Source organism: Xanthomonas sp. LMG 12462, from assembly GCF_009192885.1.
GTDB lineage: Bacteria > Pseudomonadota > Gammaproteobacteria > Xanthomonadales > Xanthomonadaceae > Xanthomonas_A > Xanthomonas_A sontii.
This window is the reverse complement of record NZ_NMPP01000008.1, coordinates 1-18,718: the sequence shown is the minus strand read 5'-3', so window position 1 is coordinate 18,718 and position 18,718 is coordinate 1. Positions and strand designations below refer to the sequence as shown.

The 18,718-nt window shown below is 69.8% G+C and carries 11 protein-coding genes, 2 pseudogenes and 1 riboswitch; of the genes and pseudogenes, 6 read left to right on the top strand and 7 right to left on the bottom strand.

From position 1 onward, the window contains the following. Positions 1–440: 440 nt before the first annotated feature. From CEK69_RS02770 to CEK69_RS02760, 3 genes are read right to left on the bottom strand one after another with little or no spacing between them, the layout of a single operon-like run. On the bottom strand, positions 441–971 hold the full coding sequence (locus CEK69_RS02770) for a GNAT family N-acetyltransferase (RefSeq protein WP_017911298.1): 531 nt from the start codon (positions 969–971) through the stop codon (positions 441–443). Between the two features lie 4 nt (positions 972–975). Then, a complete protein-coding gene (locus CEK69_RS02765; protein ID WP_017910138.1) occupies positions 976–1,386 on the bottom strand; it encodes a hypothetical protein in 411 nt (136 codons plus the stop codon). Positions 1,387–1,436: 50 nt separating this feature from the next. Continuing rightward, a complete protein-coding gene (locus CEK69_RS02760) occupies positions 1,437–2,687 on the bottom strand; it encodes a multidrug effflux MFS transporter (protein WP_026144591.1) in 1,251 nt (416 codons plus the stop codon). Between the two features lie 288 nt (positions 2,688–2,975). Beyond that, positions 2,976–3,080: riboswitch (glycine riboswitch) on the top strand. Positions 3,081–3,182: 102 nt separating this feature from the next. On the opposite strand from CEK69_RS02760, the gene gcvP reads away from it, so the two are divergent. Continuing rightward, the gene (gene gcvP / locus CEK69_RS02755; RefSeq protein WP_152243680.1) at positions 3,183–6,044 is read left to right on the top strand and encodes an aminomethyl-transferring glycine dehydrogenase; all 2,862 of its coding nucleotides are present in this window, start codon (positions 3,183–3,185) and stop codon (positions 6,042–6,044) included. 232 nt (positions 6,045–6,276) lie between these two features. Beyond that, a complete protein-coding gene (locus CEK69_RS02750; protein ID WP_152243678.1) occupies positions 6,277–8,391 on the top strand; it encodes a catalase in 2,115 nt (704 codons plus the stop codon). 817 nt (positions 8,392–9,208) lie between these two features. Here the strand turns inward: CEK69_RS02750 and CEK69_RS02745 are convergent. Next, on the bottom strand, positions 9,209–10,372 hold the full coding sequence (locus CEK69_RS02745; protein WP_017911294.1) for a zinc-dependent alcohol dehydrogenase: 1,164 nt from the start codon (positions 10,370–10,372) through the stop codon (positions 9,209–9,211). Positions 10,373–10,525: 153 nt separating this feature from the next. Between CEK69_RS02745 and CEK69_RS02740 the strand changes: the two genes are divergently transcribed. Next, positions 10,526–10,876 carry a nucleotide pyrophosphohydrolase gene (locus CEK69_RS02740; RefSeq protein ID WP_017910143.1) on the top strand — a complete coding sequence of 117 codons (351 nt, stop codon included), beginning with the start codon at positions 10,526–10,528 and terminating at the stop codon, positions 10,874–10,876. Positions 10,877–11,258: 382 nt separating this feature from the next. Here the strand turns inward: CEK69_RS02740 and CEK69_RS20975 are convergent. The 3 genes and pseudogenes from CEK69_RS20975 to CEK69_RS02725 all read right to left on the bottom strand — a co-directional run. Continuing rightward, positions 11,259–11,774 (bottom strand): annotated as a pseudogene (locus tag CEK69_RS20975) (DUF6496 domain-containing protein); the annotation flags it as partial. A 124-nt stretch (positions 11,775–11,898) separates the two neighbouring features. Next, positions 11,899–12,636, bottom strand: coding sequence for a phosphatase PAP2 family protein (locus tag CEK69_RS02730; protein ID WP_226975012.1), 738 nt, complete (start codon positions 12,634–12,636; stop codon positions 11,899–11,901). A gap of 190 nt (positions 12,637–12,826) precedes the next feature. Next, positions 12,827–14,212, bottom strand: coding sequence for a DUF763 domain-containing protein (locus CEK69_RS02725; protein WP_152243676.1), 1,386 nt, complete (start codon positions 14,210–14,212; stop codon positions 12,827–12,829). Positions 14,213–14,625: 413 nt separating this feature from the next. On the opposite strand from CEK69_RS02725, the pseudogene CEK69_RS21170 reads away from it, so the two are divergent. The 3 genes and pseudogenes from CEK69_RS21170 (at position 14,626) to CEK69_RS02705 (ending at position 18,297) form a co-directional block, all read left to right on the top strand. Further along, positions 14,626–15,174, top strand: a pseudogene (locus CEK69_RS21170) (DUF4291 family protein). A 32-nt stretch (positions 15,175–15,206) separates the two neighbouring features. Beyond that, on the top strand, positions 15,207–15,797 hold the full coding sequence (locus tag CEK69_RS02710) for a hypothetical protein (protein ID WP_152237795.1): 591 nt from the start codon (positions 15,207–15,209) through the stop codon (positions 15,795–15,797). 217 nt (positions 15,798–16,014) lie between these two features. Beyond that, complete coding sequence (locus tag CEK69_RS02705) at positions 16,015–18,297, top strand: glycoside hydrolase family 3 N-terminal domain-containing protein (RefSeq protein ID WP_152243672.1); 2,283 nt, start codon at positions 16,015–16,017, stop codon at positions 18,295–18,297. Positions 18,298–18,718: the final 421 nt, after the last annotated feature.

Sequence of the window (18,718 nt, the reverse complement as noted above, 5' to 3'; positions counted from 1 at the left end):
ACAGGCGCGACAAGCGGGGACGACGGGTCGAGGAGTGGGTCATGGGCGATCTCGGCAGGTCTCGTGCGATACAGGGCGCAGCGACGGTTTCCATCTGCTGTGCGTGGGCGGCAGAGGCCGACGGACAGCCGTCGGCGGCAGCAGCGGAGCCACTGAATGGTCGGATTGGGGAACCTGCTGCGGCCATAGTCCTTTATGAGCAGATGAGGCAGGGTGCGGCGGACTCTTGCATGATGTGCATTCCATTTCCACCGTTCCATGCGGCCCCGTAGGGAAGCACATTCAGCGAAGCCAGGCACGCCAATGGTTTCGCCGATCGGGGTAGGAAAACTCCGACATTTCGTCGCGGCATGTCCCGAGCCAGCCAGCGACGCTGTCACCGTCCGTTTTGCGCAGCCAGGTCCGCGCCGGCCCGCCCAGGCCGACCGCAGTGCGCCAGCTCAGTCGTCGGCGAGCCGCGCCCAGCGCTCGTGGTCGCGCCAGACCCCACCGATGCGCAGGTAGCGTGGCGAATAGCCTTCGCGGCGGAAGCCGGCGCGCTGCGCCAGCGCCAGCGAGCGGGTGTTGTCCGGCTGGATGTTGGCTTCCACCCGGTGCAGGCCCAGTTCGGCGAAGGCGTAGGCCACGCAGAGGCGCAGCGCATGCGTCATCAGCCCGCGGCCCTCGCAGCCGGCCATGGCGTGGTAGCCGAGATACGCACTCTGGAAGCAGCCGCCGACCACCTGGCTGAAGGTGAACAGGCCGGCGAGCGCGCCGCTGCTGCGTTCGCGCGCCAGCAGGGCGATGTTGCTGCCGTCCAGGGTCTGCGCGTACCAGGCCTCGAAGCCGGGCACGTCGGTGAACGGATAGGTCCACGGGTGATGCAGGGCGACGCTGGCGCGGTGCGCCTGGATCAGCGCGATGCCGTCGCGGCGCCGTACCCGCGCCAGCGACACGGCCTCCTGCGCAGCCTGGCCCGCGCTCTGGCCCATGGCCTCAGGCCGGAGCCGCCGCGCCATCGTCGCGACGCATGACCTGGGCGTGGCGCGTCTTGAACTCCTCGAAGCTCAGGCCCTGCGCCTGCGCATCGGCCTGCGCCGCATCCTTCAGCGCGTCCGAGTACATCAGCCGCACCGGCGTGCCGGCGCGCTCGTGCAGCTCCGCCGCCTGCATGATCAGCGACAGCACCTGCGCGGCGCTCTCGCTCTGCCCGGCGATGCGCCCGTCCATGCCCAGCACCCACTCGCCGTCGCGGCGCACGATGCCGGCCAGCAAGGTGCGCTGCTGGTCGCGCAGTTCCGCATGCGGTTCGATGGGCGCGGCCGGCGCGGCGCCCTCGGCGCGGTGGCGCAGGCGCTCGGCCAGCTTCTTGCGCAGGTCGCGGCGCTGCTTGGACTGGATGGACATGCGGTTTCCTCAACGATGACCCGACGACGATAGCCCAACCGCGGCGCTGCTCACAGCGGGTCGGCCGGTTCCAGCCGCGGCACCTGCGCATCCGGCCGCGGCAGGCGCTTGCCGCTGCGCCGCTCCCAGCGCCAGAAACCCCAGCCGAGCAGGAAGAACGCGCCCGAGCCCAGCGCCAGGTGCAGGGCATGGCCGCTGAGCAGCGGCGACAGCACCCCGGCCACCAGCACGGTGACCATCAACTGGGTGAAGGCCTGCAGCGAGGAGGCCAGCCCGCGCTGGCGCGGATACATGTCCAGCACCGCCAGCGCCAGGATCGGGAAGATCAGCGCGGTGCCCAGGCCGGCGAAGAAGATCGGCAGCACCGCCCACGGCAGCGCGATGGCCGGCGCCAGCGCGGTGTAGGCGATGTTGCCGGCCATCGACAGGCCGCAGCAGACGAAGCCGAAGCGCACCTGGCGCATCGGCCCGAGCCGCCCGGCCATGCGCCCGGACAGGAACGCGCCCAGGGTCATGCCGCCGATGGTGGGCAGGAACAGCCAGGCGAAGTCGCGCTCGGTCTTGCCCAGCAGGTCGATCATGAACACCGGCGCCGAGGCGATGTAGAGGAACACCCCGCCGAAATTGAACGCGCCGGCCGCGGCCAGGCGCTGGAAGCGCGGATTGAGCGCGATGCCGATGTAGTCGCGCAGCAGCGTGCGCGGCGCCAGCGGCGTGCGCGCCTGCGGCGGATGGGTCTCCGGCATCCAGCGCAGGGTGGCGACCAGCAGCAACGAGGAGAAGCCGACCAGGAACCAGAAGATCGTCGGCCAGCCGCGGCCGCTGCCCAGGATCCAGCCGCCGATGATCGGCGCGATCGCCGGGGCGATGCCGAACAGCATCGACACCTGGCTCATCAGCCGCTGCGCATCGTCGCCGTGGAACAGGTCGCGGATCACCGCCCGCCCGACGATCATGCCGACCCCGGCCGACACACCCTGCAGCGCGCGGAACACCAGCAGGGTCGGCAGGTCGCGCGACAGCGCGCAGCCGGCCGAGGCCAGGATGAACACGACCAGCCCGGCCACGATCACCCGGCGCCGTCCCAACGCGTCGGACAGCGGCCCGTGGGCCAGGCCCATCAGCGCGTAGGCCAGCAGGTACACGCTCACCGTCTGCTGGATCGCCACCGGATCGGCATGCAGGCGCTGCGCAAGCTGCGGGAACGCCGGGAAGATCGTGTCGATGGAGAACGGACCGAACATCGCCAGCCCGGCCAGCAACAGGGCCATGCGGCGTGTGGACACGGACGGGAGCGTCATGGGGACATCATCCTGAAAGCCGGCCGCGGCGGCCGCAGGACGGGCGCACGCGCGGCGACGCCGTCCGGCATGGACGGGCGCGAGAAAAGGGAGTGCGGCCATGATACGCGCTGCGGCCGCAGGCGCGCATCCGCCGCGGCTTGCCCATTCAGGCTGGCGTGGGCGCGCGCGGCCCGCCGTGGGCGCCGCCGGCCACGTTATAATCGCTGCGCAGCAAGGTGGGAGAAGCGGGGCGACCCGCTGCCGAAGGCGCAAACGCCCGTAATCGCTCAGGCCCGATACCACCCGCACCAAGACTCTGGAGAGACCGGTCAAACCCGGCGCCGAAGGGGCACGAAGCGCAGCGCCAGCCGCCGCTTCCAAACTCTCAGGCAAAAGGACAGAGGGGCATTGGGAAGACGCGTGCTTCCCGTCGATCGTGCCCGCCGCTGCGGCCCGACGACGGCCTAGCGCGCGTCCCCGCCTCCTCGTGCCTTCCTCAGCCGGACGACTGCCATGTCTCACACCTCTTCGCTGCGCGACCTCGAACACCACTGCGCCTTCATCGAGCGCCACATCGGCCCGAACGACGCCGAGATCGCGCACATGCTGCGCACCGTCGGCCACGACTCGCTGGAGGCGATGACCGACGCCATCGTGCCTGGCAACATCAAGTCGCCCGCCGCGCTGGCGTTGCCCGACGCCATCACCGAGGAGGAGGCGCTGGCCAAGATCCGCGCCATCGCCGACAAGAACACCGTGTTCCGCAGCTTCATCGGCCAGGGCTACTACGGCACCCACACGCCGAAGGTCATCCTGCGCAACATCCTCGAGAACCCGGCCTGGTACACCGCCTACACCCCGTACCAGGCGGAGATCTCGCAGGGCCGCATGGAAGCGCTGATCAACTTCCAGACCATGTGCGCCGACCTCACCGGCATGGAAATCGCCAACGCCTCGCTGCTGGACGAAGCCACCGCCGCGGCCGAGGCGATGACCCTGGCCAAGCGCTCGGCCAAGTCCAGGTCCGACACCTTCTTCGTGCACGACGCGGTGCACCCGCAGACCCTGGAACTGCTGCGCACCCGCGCCGAGCCGCTGGGCATCGTGCTGCGCGTGGGCACGCCGGAGGAAGCGCTGCAGGCCGAGTGCTTCGGCGTGCTGCTGCAATACCCTGATAGTTTCGGTCACATCGGCGACCACAAGGCACTGGCCGACGCGGTGCACGCGCAAGGCGGCCTGGTCGCCGTCGCCACCGACCTGCTCGCGCTGACCCTGATCGCCGCCCCCGGCGAATGGGGCGCGGACATCGTGGTCGGCAATTCGCAGCGCTTCGGCGTGCCGTTCGGCTTCGGCGGCCCGCACGCCGCGTTCATGGCCTGCCGCGACGCCTACAAGCGTTCGATGCCGGGCCGCCTGATCGGGGTGTCGATCGACGCCGCCGGCAACCCCTCCTACCGCCTCACCCTGCAGACCCGCGAGCAGCACATCCGCCGCGAGAAGGCCACCTCCAACATCTGCACCGCGCAGGTGCTGCTGGCGGTGATGGCCTCGATGTACGCGGTGTACCACGGCCCCGAGGGCCTGGTGCGCATCGCCCGCCGCACCCACCGCCTGGCCGCGATCCTCGCCGCCGCGCTGCGCGGTGCAGGCGTCGCCGTCGGCGAGCGCTTCTTCGACACCCTGCACGTCACCGGCGTCGATGCCGAGGCCATCCACGCCAAGGCGCGTGCGGCCGGCATCAACCTGCGCGCGATCGACAGCGCGTCGCTGGGCATCAGCCTGGACGAGACCGCCACCCGCGCCGACGTGGTCGCGCTGGCGCAGCTGTTCGGCGCGCAGGCCGACGTGGACGCGCTCGACGCCGCCACCGCCGATGCGCTGCCGCCGCAGCTGCTGCGGCACAGCGCGTTCCTGCAGCACCCGGTGTTCAACACCCACCACAGCGAGCACGAACTGCTGCGCTACATGCGCGCGCTGGCCGACAAGGACCTGGCGATGGATCGCACCATGATCCCGCTGGGCAGCTGCACCATGAAGCTCAACGCCACCGCCGAGATGATCCCGGTGACCTGGCCGCAGTTCGGCGCGATCCATCCGCTGGCCCCGGCCGAGCAGAGCGTCGGCTACAAGCAGCTGATCGACGAGCTGGAAGCGATGCTGGTCGAGTGCACCGGCTACGACGCGGTCAGCCTGCAGCCCAACTCCGGCGCGCAGGGCGAGTACGCCGGCCTGCTGGCGATCCGCGCCTACCACCGCGCGCGCGGCGAAGGCCATCGCGACATCTGCCTGATCCCCGAATCCGCGCACGGCACCAACCCGGCCTCGGCGCAGATGTGCGGCATGACCGTGGTGGTGACCAAGTGCGACGGCAACGGCAACGTCGACGTCGCCGACATCCGCGCCAAGGCCGAGAAGTATTCGGACCGCCTGGCCGCGCTGATGATCACCTACCCGTCCACCCACGGCGTGTTCGAGGAAGACGTGGTGGCCATCTGCGAAGCGGTGCACGCGCACGGCGGCCAGGTCTACACCGACGGCGCCAACATGAACGCGCTGGTCGGCCTGGCCAAGCCCGGCAAGTGGGGCTCGGACGTGTCGCACCTGAACCTGCACAAGACCTTCTGCATCCCGCACGGCGGCGGCGGCCCCGGCGTCGGCCCTTGCGCGGTGAAGGCGCATCTGGCGCCGTACCTGCCCAAGACCCTGGGCGGCGACGGCGAGGTCGGCATGGTCAGCGCCGCCAGCTTCGGCTCGGCCTCGATCCTGCCGATCAGCTGGATGTACATCACCATGATGGGCAACAGCGGGCTGCGCAAGGCCACCCAGGTGGCACTGCTCAACGCCAACTACATCGCCAAGCGCCTGGCGCCCTACTACAAGACGCTGTACACCGGCCGCAATGGCCTGGTCGCGCACGAGTGCATCCTCGACGTGCGCCCGCTGGAGAAGACCAGCGGCATCGGCGCCGAGGACATCGCCAAGCGCCTGATCGACTTCGGCTTCCACGCGCCGACGCTGAGCTTCCCGGTCGCCGGCACGCTGATGGTGGAGCCGACCGAGAGCGAATCGCAGCACGAGCTGGACCGTTTCATCGACGCGATGATCCAGATTCGCGAAGAGATCGCCGCGATCGAGGACGGCCGCCTGGACCGCGAGGACAATCCGCTCAAGCACGCCCCGCACACCGCCGCGCAGGTCACCGCCAGCGAGTGGACCCACGCCTACCCGCGCGAGCTGGCCGCGTTCCCGCTGCCGACGCTGAAGCAGCAGAAGTACTGGCCGCCGGTGGCGCGCGTGGACAACGTGTACGGCGACAAGAACGTGATGTGCGCTTGCATCCCGGTGGATGCGTACAAGGAAGACGCGGTGGTCTGAGCCGCGTTCTCGTTCGACGCTGCACCCGAGACCCAGCCTCGTGCGCGAGGCTGGGTTTTTTTATGCGTGCGCAATGCGCGTACCGAGGTAGACAAGTGCGCGCGATGCGGCGCGTTGCACGGCTCGTTCACGCCGCGCCGCCCAGGATCGGGACGTCCGCCGCGCCCGCATCCTCACGCACCGGGCACCCCACCGCGACGCCTTCTTCCGCCACGCACCGGAGCGATCTCCCATGGCCAGCCGCAAGCGCACGCCCAGCGATTCCGCATCGTCCACTGCCCTCGCCTCCACCGCCGCGCCCGCCGACCAGCGCGGCCATGGCGACGAACTGCACCAGCAGGCCGGCGGCACGCATCCGCCGCTGACCACCAACCAGGGCATTCCGGTCGCCGACAACCAGAACTCGCTGCGTGCCACGCCGCGCGGGCCGACGTTGCTGGAAGACTTCATCCTGCGCGAGAAGATCACCCACTTCGATCATGAGCGCATTCCCGAACGCATCGTGCACGCGCGCGGCAGCGCCGCACATGGCTACTTCGAACTGACCAAGTCGCTGGCCAAGTACACCACCGCTTCGCTGCTCACCGAGGTCGGAGTGAAGACGCCGGTGTTCACCCGCTTCTCCACCGTCGCCGGCGGCGCCGGCTCGGTGGACACGCCGCGCGACGTGCGCGGCTTCGCGGTCAAGTTCTACACCAAGGAAGGCAACTGGGACCTGGTGGGCAACAACATCCCGGTGTTCTTCATCCAGGACGCGCTGAAGTTCCCCGACCTGATCCACGCGGTGAAGATGGAGCCGGACCGCGGCTTTCCGCAGGCGGCCAGCGCGCACGACACGTTCTGGGACTTCGTCTCGCTGATGCCCGAGTCGCTGCACATGATCATGTGGGCGATGAGCGACCGCACAATCCCGCGCTCGCTGCGCATGATGGAAGGCTTCGGCATCCACAGCTTCCGCCTGCTCGACGCGGAAGGCCGCAGCACCTTCGTCAAGTTCCACTGGCGGCCGAAGCTCGGCCTGCAGTCCACGATCTGGGACGAGGCGGTGAAGCTGGCCGGCGCCGACCCGGACTTCCACCGCCGCGACCTGTTCGAGGCGATCGAACGCGGCGACTTCCCGGAATGGGAACTGGGCGTGCAGTTGTTCACCCAGGAACAGGCCGACGCCTTCCCGTTCGACCACCTGGACGCCACCAAGCTGATCCCGGAGGAACTGGTGCCGCTGCAGATCGTCGGGCGCATGGTGCTGGACCGCTGGCCGGACAACTTCTTCGCCGAAACCGAACAGGTGGCGTACTGCCCGGCCAACATCGTGCCCGGCATCGACTTCTCCAACGACCCGCTGCTGCAGGGCCGCCTGTTCTCGTACCTGGACACCCAGCTCAGCCGCCTGGGCGGGCCGAACTTCCACCAGTTGCCGATCAACGCGCCGAAGTGCCCGTTCGCCAACATGCAGCGCGACGGCCACATGCAGATGGGCGTGCCCCAGGGCCGCGTCGCCTACGAACCCAGCTCGCTGCAGGCCGACAGCCCACGCGAGACCGCGCGCGGCTTCGTCAGCCACCGCACCCAGCCCGACGACGGCGCCAAGGGCCGCGTGCGTGCCGAGAGCTTCGCCGACCACTACAGCCAGGCGCGGATGTTCTACCGCAGCCAGACGCAGCCGGAACAGGCGCACGTGGCCTCGGCGCTGGTGTTCGAGCTGTCCAAGGTCGACACCGCGCACGTGCGCGAGGCGGTGGTCGGACACCTGCGCCACGTCGATCCCAAGCTGGCGCAGCGCGTCGCCGACGGCCTCGGCCTGGACGCGCTGCCGCCGGCGCCGCCGGCCGCGGTCGCGCCGCAGGACCTGCCGCTCTCGCCAGCGCTGCAGCTCATCGGCCGCATGAAGCCGACCCTGCAGGGCCGCGCGATCGGCATCCTGATCGACGAGGGCTCGGACGCGAAACTGGTGCGCGACCTGCGCAAGGCCGCCACCGACGCCGGCGCGGCGGTCAAGATCGTCGCGCCCAAGCTAGGGGGCGCCGTCCTCAGCGACGGCAAGCGCCTGGCCGCCGACGGCCAGCTGGCCGGCACACCCTCGTTCGTGTTCGACGCGGTGGCGGTGGTGCTGTCGGCCGAGGCCGGCAAGCGGCTGAGCAAGGAGTCGGCGGCCATCGATTTCGTCAGCAACGCCTTCGCCCACCTCAAGGCGATCGCCGCCGACGCCGGCGCGCAGCCGCTGCTGAAGGCCGGCAATGTGCAGAAGGATGCCGGGGTGGTCGAGGCCAGCGACAACAAGGGCTTCGTGACCGCGGCCAAGACCCGGCAGTGGAGCCGCGAGCCGAAGCTGCGCCTGCTGGCCTGAGCAGGGCAGCGGTTTCCGCCATGGCGCCGCAGGGCTGGCGCCATGGCGATGCCAGGAAAGCTGGCAGGGCGCCGGCTTCACGCGGAACCCGGGGCCACACGCTGGTCGCGATCCAGGATCTTCGGCACGCTGGCACTGCCATCGCCCCGGGGCAGCCACACCCTCGCCTGATGGTCGCGCCCGCGCGTTCTCCGGACTGCCGTGCCGCACAGGCACCGATACGACCGCGAGGCGATCGGCGCCCGTCGCCAACGCCCCGACCGCGACCCGGACATGCCCCCTGCGAGGTCACGGCACAGGCCCCAAGGTGCGGCCCACTGGCGGCCGTAAAAAATCGCCTGGTCAATTTTTCGCCACCCCTCTTGACACTGTTGTGTCACGGGCCGGCATCGGCCTTATCCACAACCTTATGCAGAAGTCATCCACACCCCCTGTGGACAAGCCGCCGATGCCACCCTCACCGCACCGGAACATCCAAGTGATTGATTTGTGGTCAAAAAGCTTGTCACGCACTTGACAAGAAGCGGGCGGGCCACTCCCGCGTGGCCGCCTGACGGCGACGGCGGGAAAAACTTATCCCGAGCCTCGGGGCGGCGCATCTACATCGGAGCAAGGTGAAGGAGGCGTGAAATCTTCACCTGTTCGCGACGGACGGTTGGCGCTATGTCCCCCATTCGCGCCAGGCAGGCCGAACGCCCATGCCCAGGGGCGCAGGATCGCCTCGCAGGTTGTGCAACGCACCATGCTTTACGCCCGTTCCGACACCTTCAGGCGCGAGCCGGGCGACCCGCCATGGGGCCACCCGGCCACACCACGGTCACGGCGTCAGGATCACCTTGCGGCAGTCCTGCTCCTTCTTGTCGAAGATCGAATACCCCTGCGCCGCCTCGGCCAGGCTCAGGCGGTGGGTGATGATCTCGTTGGGCCGCAGCCGGCCCTCGCCGATGTGCTCCAGCAGTTCGGGCATGAAACGCTGCACATGGGTCTGGCCCATCTTGAAGCTCAGCCCCTTGTCGAAGGCATCGCCGAACAGGAAGCCGTGGATGAAGCCGGCATACACGCCCGGCACGCTGACCGTGCCACCGCGGCGGGTGGCGGCGATGCACTGGCGCAGCGCCGTGCCGCTGCTGCCTTCCAGCTTCAGCGTGGCCATCACCGTCTCCACCGTGCTGCCCTTGGCTTCGAAGCCTACCGCGTCGATGCTGGCGTCCACGCCACGCCCGTCGGTCTGGCCGACGATGATGTCGGCCGGATCGTCGATCTCCTCGAAGTTCAGCGGAATCACCCCGTAGGTGCGCTGCGCGAAGTCGAGCCGGTACGGATAGCGATCGACCATGAAGATCCGCTCGGCGCCGAGCATGCGGCAGCAGGCCGCGGTCATCAGCCCGACCGGGCCGGCGCCGAAGATCGCCACGGTACTGCCCTGACGCACGCCCGCGTTGACCGCCGCCTGGTAGCCGGTGGGCAGGATGTCGGACAGGAACAGCACCTGCTCGTCGTGCAACACGTCCGGCACCACCAACGGGCCGACATTGGCCTTGGGCACGCGCACGTACTCCGCCTGGCCACCGGCCACGCCGCCGTACAGATGGCTGTAGCCGAACAGCGCCGCCGGCGGGCGGATGCCCTTCTGGTTCAGCGCCGCGCCCTTGCCGGTGTTGGTGGTCTCGCAGGCGGCGTATTCGGTCAGGCGGCAATGGAAGCACTCGCCGCAGGCGATCACGAACGGGATCACCACGCGGTCGCCCTTCTTCACCCGCTGCACGTCCGGGCCGACGTCTTCCACCACGCCCATGAACTCGTGCCCGAGCACGTCGCCGGTGTGCAGATCGGGGATCTTGCCGCGGTACAGGTGCAGGTCCGAGCCGCAGATCGCGGTGGCGGTGACGCGCAGGATGATGTCGTCGGTCTCGACCAGCACCGGGTCGGGAACGGTTTCCACGCGCACGTCCCGGGTGCCGTGATAGGTCAGAGCTTGCATGGGTAGGTCCTTTCGTCTGCGAACGTGCCCGCAGTGTCGCCGCCGATGCCGTGCATCGTCGGTGACCACGCCGTGAGTCCGATGTCGCGACCGCAGTGCCTGCGCGCGTGATTGCTGCTTTACCATGCGCCGTCCCCACTGCGAGCCGATGCCATGCCCGACAGCCTCCACGACCTGCAGGCCGCCCAGCGCGCCTTCGCCGACGCCCGCGACTGGGGTCAGTTCCACAGTCCGCGCAATCTCGCCGCGGCGCTGTCGGTGGAAGCGGCGGAATTGCTGGAGCACTTCCAGTGGCTGGACGATGCGCAGAGCCGGCAACTGTCTGCAGAAAAAAAGCAGCAGGTCGGCAGCGAGATCGCCGACGTGCTGCTGTATCTGGTCCAGTTGTGCGACAAGCTGGAGATCGATCCGATCGACGCCGCGCAACGCAAGATGCTGGCCAACGCCGCCAAGTATCCGGTGGAGCGCGCCAAGGGCCGCATCACCAAGTACACCGAACTGTAAGACCCCGGCGAGTCGCGCCGATCGCGGATGCGTCGACGCGCGGCGGTGGCATCCGCCGCCGCGCGTCATGGAGCGACTAGCCGCTCGAGCGCGAACCGCGTCTGCGCGCGGACGACGTCTTGCCTGCGCGCTTACTGGTCGTGCGTTTGCTGGATGCGCTCTTCTTCGCTGGCGTATTCCTGGCGACCGCGGTTTTCGCCGTCGACTTTTTCGACGCTGTCTTCCTGGAGGCAGTCTTCTTCGATGCCGTCTTCTTCGAGGCCGTCTTCTTGGTCGCAGTCTTCTTTGCCGAAGAAGTCTTGCTCGCCGCTTTCTTGCTCGCGGCCTGCTTGGCCGGCGTCTTCCTGGCCGAAGCGGTCTTCGCCGTGCGCTTCTTCGCGGCAGCCGTCCGCGTGCCGGCCTGTTTGGCCCGGGTCTTCGCGGCCTTCTTGGCCGCGCTCTTGCGCACCGTCGCCCCCTTGGTCTGCGCGGCCTTCTTCGCCGCGGCCGAGCGGCTGCTGGCGCTGCGCTTCTTCGCTGCGCGCTTGGTCTGTGTCGACAGCGCCTCGCTGCCCACCGTCTGCGTCGCGCTCTTGCCCTTGCTGGCGGTCTTCAGCGCCTTCTTGGCGCCGCGCGAGCGCGTTGGCGACGGCTTGGCCTGCTTGCCGCCCTTGGCCTCTTCCTGGGCAACCTTCTTCCTGGTGGCTTTCGACGCGGTCTTCGACGCGCCGGTCTTGACCCCGGCACGGCGCGCCTTGGACAGGCCGATGGCGATCGCCTGCTTGGTCGACTTCACCTGGGTCTTGCCCTCGCGCACGCGGTCGATCTCCTCGCGCACGAACTCGCCGGCCTGGGTCGTGCCGGCCTTGCCTTCGCGCTTGGCGCGGCGCGCACGGGTGGTGGTGGATTGCTCCGGCATCGATCCATCTCCTGAAAGCGGCCACGACGGCCATCGGCTCCGGGTGTAGCAACGCGCAGGTCAAGAGCAGGCATACGACAGGCGAAGCGCGCGTGCATATGCCTGCACGCGGAAGACGGCGCCATCAGCTGTCGCGACCGCACAACGCCGGCGAATAGGTCTGGATGGCATGCTGGATCGGCGCGTGTCGTCCGTACATCAACGCGCCGACCAGGACCACCGACACGATGGCGTACATGCGCAGGCGCGCGGGCAACTGCGGCGCACCGCGCCACTGCAGATAGCACGCCGTCGTCGCCGCCCCGACCACCACACCGGCCGCGACCTCGGACAGGCTGTGCGCTCGCGCGTAGACGCGGGCAATGGCGATCACGCTGGCGATGGCGAAACCGCAGGCGATCGCCAGCCGCGGCCGCGGACGGGCGCGCAGGCACAGCATGCAGGCCATCGGCCATACGCAGGCGGCGAGCATGGTGTGTCCACTGATCACCCGGAACTGCAGCGCGCGCAGTTCCACCCCACAGCCGGCGTAGAGAATCTTGGTTGCCCCGACCAGGGCGGCGGCGCTTGCCAGCAGGCCAAGCCACGTCGCCGCAGCACGCCATCCCGCGCTACCCAGCGCCAGCCACAGTGCGCAGACGAGCGCGAGCGGCAGCGTCATCGCCGCGTCGCCGAAGTTGCTGATGGCAGACCACATGCTGGGGAAAACGTCCTTCGGCGTACGCGTCGTTCGGAGCCACCGACGCCGTGCGCCGGAGGCGGCCATGATACGGACGATCGCTCGAACGGGAGGCCCATGGCAGGCGATCAGTCCCTTGCCCTCCTCCGACCATCGCCATTGCATGACGGCGGACTTACGCACGGGCGCAGCCATGGTCTCCCGTGCAAGTGCTGACGGCCGCACTGCCGGTGGGCTCCTCCTTGCGGGAGGGACTTCAGTCCCGACTGCAATGCATCGGATGGGCCGATGAACTCACGCGTCGCGGCCTAATCGCCACTGACGCCTAGAAAAAATTCGATCGTGACGACCACAGGCCATCAAGCTGACGGCCTTACCGCGCGCGTGCGGCGCGTCGCGCATCTGCAGCCTCCGGCGCCGGCTCCCAGCCGAACACACTGCGCCCGCCATAGGCATGCGACTGCGCGCGTTCCTCGGCGATGTAGTCGTCCACCGACGGCCCGCGCGCGGTCGGTTCGAGCAGGCGCGCCTGCGCGTCCAGGCGGCGGATCGCGTCCAGTTTCTCTTCGCGGCCCAGCTTGGCCTGCGCCACCGCCGTCTTGAGCACGCCGATGGTGTGGTCGTAGACCCGCGTCGGCACCGGGAACGGATGCCGGTCCTTGCCGCCATGGGCCAGCGAGAACCGTGCCGGATCGCTGAAACGGCACGGCGCGCCGTGCAGCACCTCGGCCACCAGCGCCAGCGCGCGCACCGTGCGCGCGCCGACGCCCGGCACCTGCAGCAGGTCGGCGAAATCGCGCGGGCCGCATTCGGCAGCGGCGGCCAGCGCACCGTGCAGGCGCCGCACCACGATGTCGCTGCCGCGCACGTCGTGGTGGTCGGGCAGCGACAGATGCGGCAGGTCGGCCGGCCTGCGCTCGGGCACCGCGGTGGCCGCCGGCGCGAACAAGTCGCCGGTCTCCGCGAACAGCGCATCGGCGGCCGGCGCGGTGGCGCCCCGCCCCTGCGCGGCGTGGGTCGGCGCCGTGGCGGCCGATGCCGGCGTCTGCGCGGCCTCCAGCGCGGCGTATTCGCGGGCGATGCGCTCCGGTGCCAGCGTCTGCAGCAGCGCCACCTGCGCCGCACGCGCGGCGGCGGCGCGATGATCGGCGAGATTGACGATGCGGCCCTGGCGCGGGCCGTCGATCGCCGCATGCGGTGCATCGACGAAGCTGCTCAGGCCTTCCGACAGCCAGTGATAGCGGCGTGCCTGCTTGCGCGCGCCATGCATGCCCTGCTGCACCACCACCCAGCGCCCGTCGTCGCTGACGATGAAGCCGTGCAGATACAGGTCGAAGCCGTCCTGCACCGCGGCGCTGTCGACCTTGGCCACCAGGCGGCTGACCCGCGCCAGTTCCGCGCCGTCCAGGCCGGTGCGCTCGCCCACCGCCTGCAGTTCGTCCGGCGTGGCCCGCGAATGCCGCCCACGGCCGCCGCACACGTGGATGCCCAGTTCGCCGGACAGCGGCGCCAGGCCGCGCTTGAGCGCGCCCAGCACGCTGGTGGTGATGCCGGAGGAATGCCAGTCCATGCCCATCACCGCCCCCAGCGACTGGAACCAGAACGGATGCGCCAGGCGCCGCAGCAATTCGTCGCGGCCATAGCTGTGCACGATGGCCTGGCACATCACCGCGCCGAGCCGGGTCATGCGCGCGCCCAGCCAGTGCGGCACGCGACCGCCATGCAGGGGCAGATCGGCGCTGCCGGAACGTCGGCTCATGGGGGCTCCGAGGAACGGGGTGCGCCAGGGTAGCCAGTGCGGGTCTCAGCGCGCGAGTCTGGAGGCGAGCGCAGGCTGAGTGATTCAGTGCGGCCGCACGCGCGAAAGCACCCAGGGCGCTGCATGGATCGGCCCTGCTCGTTGCGTGTCCCGCAGGGCATGCCTTTCGACGACGCCGGCGGGCAACTGGATCCCGAAGGAAGTCAGCGCCGCCCTCACGGGGGCAAGCACCTCCGCGCAACCGCGCCTGTTGTCGAGGCTTCAGCCCTGACAGGGGGCGTTACGGCTGGCGTCCCGATCCAGGCGAACGCATCGCGCGGCATCCGGCCGGCACGGGAGACGCGACAGCGGATCGACGACGTTGCTGCGACGACGCAGGCTGCGCGACGCTGCATCCCGTTCCTTGCGCTGCCTTGCAGCTCACCTGGCCACGCCAGGGCCGTGACGTCCTGTCGTGCTTCGACACCGATGCGATCGATGTCTACCAGCTGGATCGCCCTGCGATTGCGCGGTTCGCCCTGGACCATCAGCGCTTCGGCGACGAGTTCAGCTACGACCGGATGAGCTGGATCAAGCCGAATTTCCTGTGGAGGATGTCCCGCGCCGGTTGGGCGCGGAAGCAATGACAGGAGCGGATCCTGGCGATCCTGCTGCCACGCGCCTACTTCCACCACCTACTGCGTGCCACGGCCCCGTCGACCTTCGATCCGGCGCGATTCGCCAGTCAGGCCGCGTGGAAAGACGCGATCGAGCGGTCCGATGTGCGCCTGCAATGGGACCACGACAGCGTCGCGGCAGGTGCCGCACGAGCTGGTCCACGTGCCGCAAGCCAGCGCGGCGCAGAACACCGGGCTGGACAACCAGCCCTGTCGTCGGCCGCAGCGCCGCACGCGCCAGGTGCCCGTTGCAAGCGCTGCCGGCACGGCATCATGCACACGGCGCACGACACGCGCCGGGCATAATGCGCCTCAGGTCGACTATCGCCACACGCCCGATGTCCTACGCCACCCTCCGCACGCTGCTCGCCTCCTGGGGCGAACTGCGTCCGCAACCTGCATCCGACTGGCAGGGCACGCTGCCGCTGCCACAGGTGCTCGCCGACTTCTATGCGCAGGTGGGGCCATGGGGCGACATCCACGACGCCACGGCCGGCCCGACCGGCCTGTCGCTGCAACTCGGCGGCAACCCGCTCGACATTCCGCCGTTGTGCAAGCTGTGGGCGCTGCAGGCCGGCTACCGCTGGAACGCGATCGACGGCAAGCCCATTGCCGCCTGGCGCGACCACTGGCTGGTGATCGCGGACCAGGGCGCGGACCCTGTCATCCTCGACACGGCCAACGGCGGCGTGCTGTTCGCGTTCCACGGGGCCGGCGCATGGCGCCCCCGACCGCTGGCCGCCAGCCTGGAGATCGCATTCGGTGGTCTGGCGACCATGGCCAACACCATGGCCGAACTCGGCGATGCCGCATTCGACGACAGCGCCGCGCTGTGCGCCACTGCCCGCAACGCGGTCGCCGCGTCGCTGGCCGCCTATCTGGGCAGCGACGTCGAGGCCGCGCGCTTTCTGGAAACGCTGGATTGGTAGCGGGCTGAGCAAGCAAGGCGCGGCTGCGCCAAGCGCGACGTCTACGCCCACGTTGGCGACGGCATCGCCCCTGCCGGTCGTGCCATCGCGATTACGCGGCTGCACGTGATGTTCCAGGGAGCGCGCCTGCCGACCCGCGATTATCGTGCACCGCATCACAACTTCTCGCTCCCGATGAGGTAGCGTGACCATCGGGGTCCAAACAGGGGATTTGCCGATGACGTTTCGTACCACGCGGCGCGGGCTGTTGCTCGGCGCCGGTTCGTTCGCGTTGCTGTCGCACATGCCGATGGGCCTGGCCCTGCCGCGCGCGCCGGCGAAGACGCCGGCCTTCATCGATGCGCTGATCGCGCGGATGACGCCGGAAGAGAAGGCCGGGCAGCTGACCCTGTTCGGTTCGGCGCAGCAGACCGATGCGGCGGCCGCCGCCAATCCGGTCAACGTGCGCCCCACCGCCGAGGGCCAGTTGGCCGCGGCGCGCGCCGGACGCCTGACCGGCATCTTCAACGGCTCCAACGTGCGCTGGCACCAGCAGTTGCAGCAAGCCGCGCTGGAGAGCCGGCTGAAGATCCCGATGCTGTTCGCCGCCGATGTAATCCACGGCTTCACCACCGTGTTCCCGGTGCCGCTGGGCGAAGCCGCCAGCTTCGAGCCGGAGCTGGCGCAACGCACCGCGCGTGCCGCCGCACTGGAAGCCAGCGCGGTCGGGATCGACTGGACCTTCGCGCCGATGGTCGACATCGCCCGCGATGCGCGCTGGGGCCGCGGCGTGGAAGGCAGCGGCGAGGACGTGCTGCTGGGCCGGCGTTTCGCCGAGGCCCGCGTGCGCGGCTTCCAGGGCGATGGCATCGACCATGCCGATGCGCTGGCCGCCTGCGCCAAGCACTTCGCCGCCTACGGCGCGGCCGAGGCCGGCCTGGACTACAACACCGTCGACATCTCCGAGCGCACCCTGCGCGAGGTGTATTTCCCGCCGTTCCAGGCCGCCTTCGGCGCCGGCGCGGTGACCACCATGGCCTCCTTCAACGAGCTGTCCGGCGTGCCCGCCACCGCCAACACCTGGCTGTTGAGCCAGGTGCTGCGCGGCGAGTGGAACTACAGCGGCCTGGTCGTCTCCGACTACACCGGCGACCTGGAACTGGTCGCGCACGGCTACGCCCGCGATGCGCGCGACGCGGCGCGGCTGGCGTTCCTGGCCGGCGTGGACATCAGCATGCAGAGCGGGCTGTACCTGCAGCACCTGCCCGGCCTGGTCGCCGACGGTGCGGTGCCGATGGCGCGGCTGGACGACGCGGTGCGCCGCGTGCTGCGCTTCAAGGCCGCGCTGGGCCTGTTCGACGACCCGTTCCTGCGCATCGTGCCCGAGCGCGCGCAGGCGCGGCAGCGGCGCCCGGAGACGCTGGCGCTGGCGCACGAGGCCGCACGCAAATCGGTGGTGCTGCTCAAGAACGAGGGCGAACTGCTGCCGCTCAAGCGCCAGGGCCAGCGCATCGCGCTGATCGGGCCGATGGCCAGCAACTGGGTGGAGAGCGCCGGACCGTGGACCCTGTTCGGCGGCGACGACAGCGGCAACGACCTGGCCACGGCCCTGCGCGCGCAATTGGCCGATCCGGCAGCGTTGCAGGTGGTGGAAGGCTGCGCGTTCGAACACGCGCTGCCGGGCGGCGTACAGGCGGCGGTGGCCGCGGCGACCGCGGCCGACGTGGCGATCCTGGCGATCGGCGAACCGCTGCGCTACTCCGGCGAAGCGCAGTCGCGCACCGACATCAGCATCCCCGGCGCGCAGCAGTCGCTGCTGGCCGCCGTGGCGGCCACCGGCACGCCGGTGGTGGTGGTGCTCAGCAATGGCCGTGCGCTGGTGCTCGACGGCGCGGTGCTGGACGCGCCGGCGATCCTGGTCAGCTGGTTCCTCGGCTCGGCCTCCGGCCCGGCGCTGGCCGATATCCTGTTCGGCGTGCACGGCCCCTCCGGGCGCCTGCCGGTGAGCTTCCCGCACGAATCCGGGCAGTCGCCGTACTACTACGCGCACAAGCCCACCGGTCGCCCGGATCCGCGCCCGAACGCGCTGACGCCGTTCACCACCCACTACCGCACGATCTCCAACACCGCGCTGTTCCCGTTCGGCCACGGCCTGACCTATGGCCGCATCGAATACGGCGAACTGACCTTGAGCACGTCGCGGCTGGCCGCCGGCGGCACGCTGAAGATCGCCGCACGCATCCACAACCGCGGCCACCGCGACGCCGAGGAAGTGGTGCAACTGTACGTCCGCGACCGCAGCGCCAGCATCACCCGCCCGGTGCGCGAACTGAAGGATTTCCGCAAGGTCGCGGTGCCGGCCGGCGGCAGCGCCAGCGTGGACTTCGTGCTGCGCCGCGAGGATCTGCTGTTCGTGGGCCAGGCGCTCAAGCCGACGGTGGAACCGGGCCAGTTCGATCTGTGGGTCGCGCCCTCGGCGCAGGCACCGGGGCTGACGGCCAGCTTCGAACTGCTGGGCTGATCGCAGCCTCGGCAACCGCTGGCGGTGGCGGCCACGCGGTCGCCACCGTGGCCCGCGCGTGGCCAACGTGGGCGGCGTTTCACGTCGGCGGCACTGCGGGCTGTCGCGTCACGATGCGCGACGCGGCGTGAGACTTCATTGTGGGAGCGGCTGCAGGCGGTTTTGAGACTACACGGAGCCGTTCCCGCAGAGCCGTGCGGAGCCTTACCCGGGTGCACTGTGGGAGGGACTTCAGTCCCGACGCTTTGCAGGGTCAGGCACCCGGCAGGCTTCGCTCGCTGCGACTGCATCATCGTGCATTCCGACATGCCCTCGCCGTGTCGGAACTGACGAAGAGCACGCGCCGCGACGCGCGCGACTACCCCGCCAATTCCGCAGCCAGGAAAGGCGCCGTTCGGCTGCCTGCATGCGTCGCCACCAC

What these genes read in the sequence shown, in the direction of transcription:
- CEK69_RS02770 (WP_017911298.1), bottom strand. Translation starts at nt 971, where the DNA reads ATGGGCCAGAGCGCGGGCCAGGCTGCGCAGGAGGCCGTGTCGCTGGCG.
- CEK69_RS02765 (WP_017910138.1), bottom strand. Translation starts at nt 1,386, where the DNA reads ATGTCCATCCAGTCCAAGCAGCGCCGCGACCTGCGCAAGAAGCTGGCC.
- CEK69_RS02760 (WP_026144591.1), bottom strand. Translation starts at nt 2,687, where the DNA reads ATGACGCTCCCGTCCGTGTCCACACGCCGCATGGCCCTGTTGCTGGCC.
- gcvP (WP_152243680.1), top strand. Translation starts at nt 3,183, where the DNA reads ATGTCTCACACCTCTTCGCTGCGCGACCTCGAACACCACTGCGCCTTC.
- CEK69_RS02750 (WP_152243678.1), top strand. Translation starts at nt 6,277, where the DNA reads ATGGCCAGCCGCAAGCGCACGCCCAGCGATTCCGCATCGTCCACTGCC.
- CEK69_RS02745 (WP_017911294.1), bottom strand. Translation starts at nt 10,372, where the DNA reads ATGCAAGCTCTGACCTATCACGGCACCCGGGACGTGCGCGTGGAAACC.
- CEK69_RS02740 (WP_017910143.1), top strand. Translation starts at nt 10,526, where the DNA reads ATGCCCGACAGCCTCCACGACCTGCAGGCCGCCCAGCGCGCCTTCGCC.
- CEK69_RS02725 (WP_152243676.1), bottom strand. Translation starts at nt 14,212, where the DNA reads ATGAGCCGACGTTCCGGCAGCGCCGATCTGCCCCTGCATGGCGGTCGC.
- CEK69_RS02710 (WP_152237795.1), top strand. Translation starts at nt 15,207, where the DNA reads ATGTCCTACGCCACCCTCCGCACGCTGCTCGCCTCCTGGGGCGAACTG.
- CEK69_RS02705 (WP_152243672.1), top strand. Translation starts at nt 16,015, where the DNA reads ATGACGTTTCGTACCACGCGGCGCGGGCTGTTGCTCGGCGCCGGTTCG.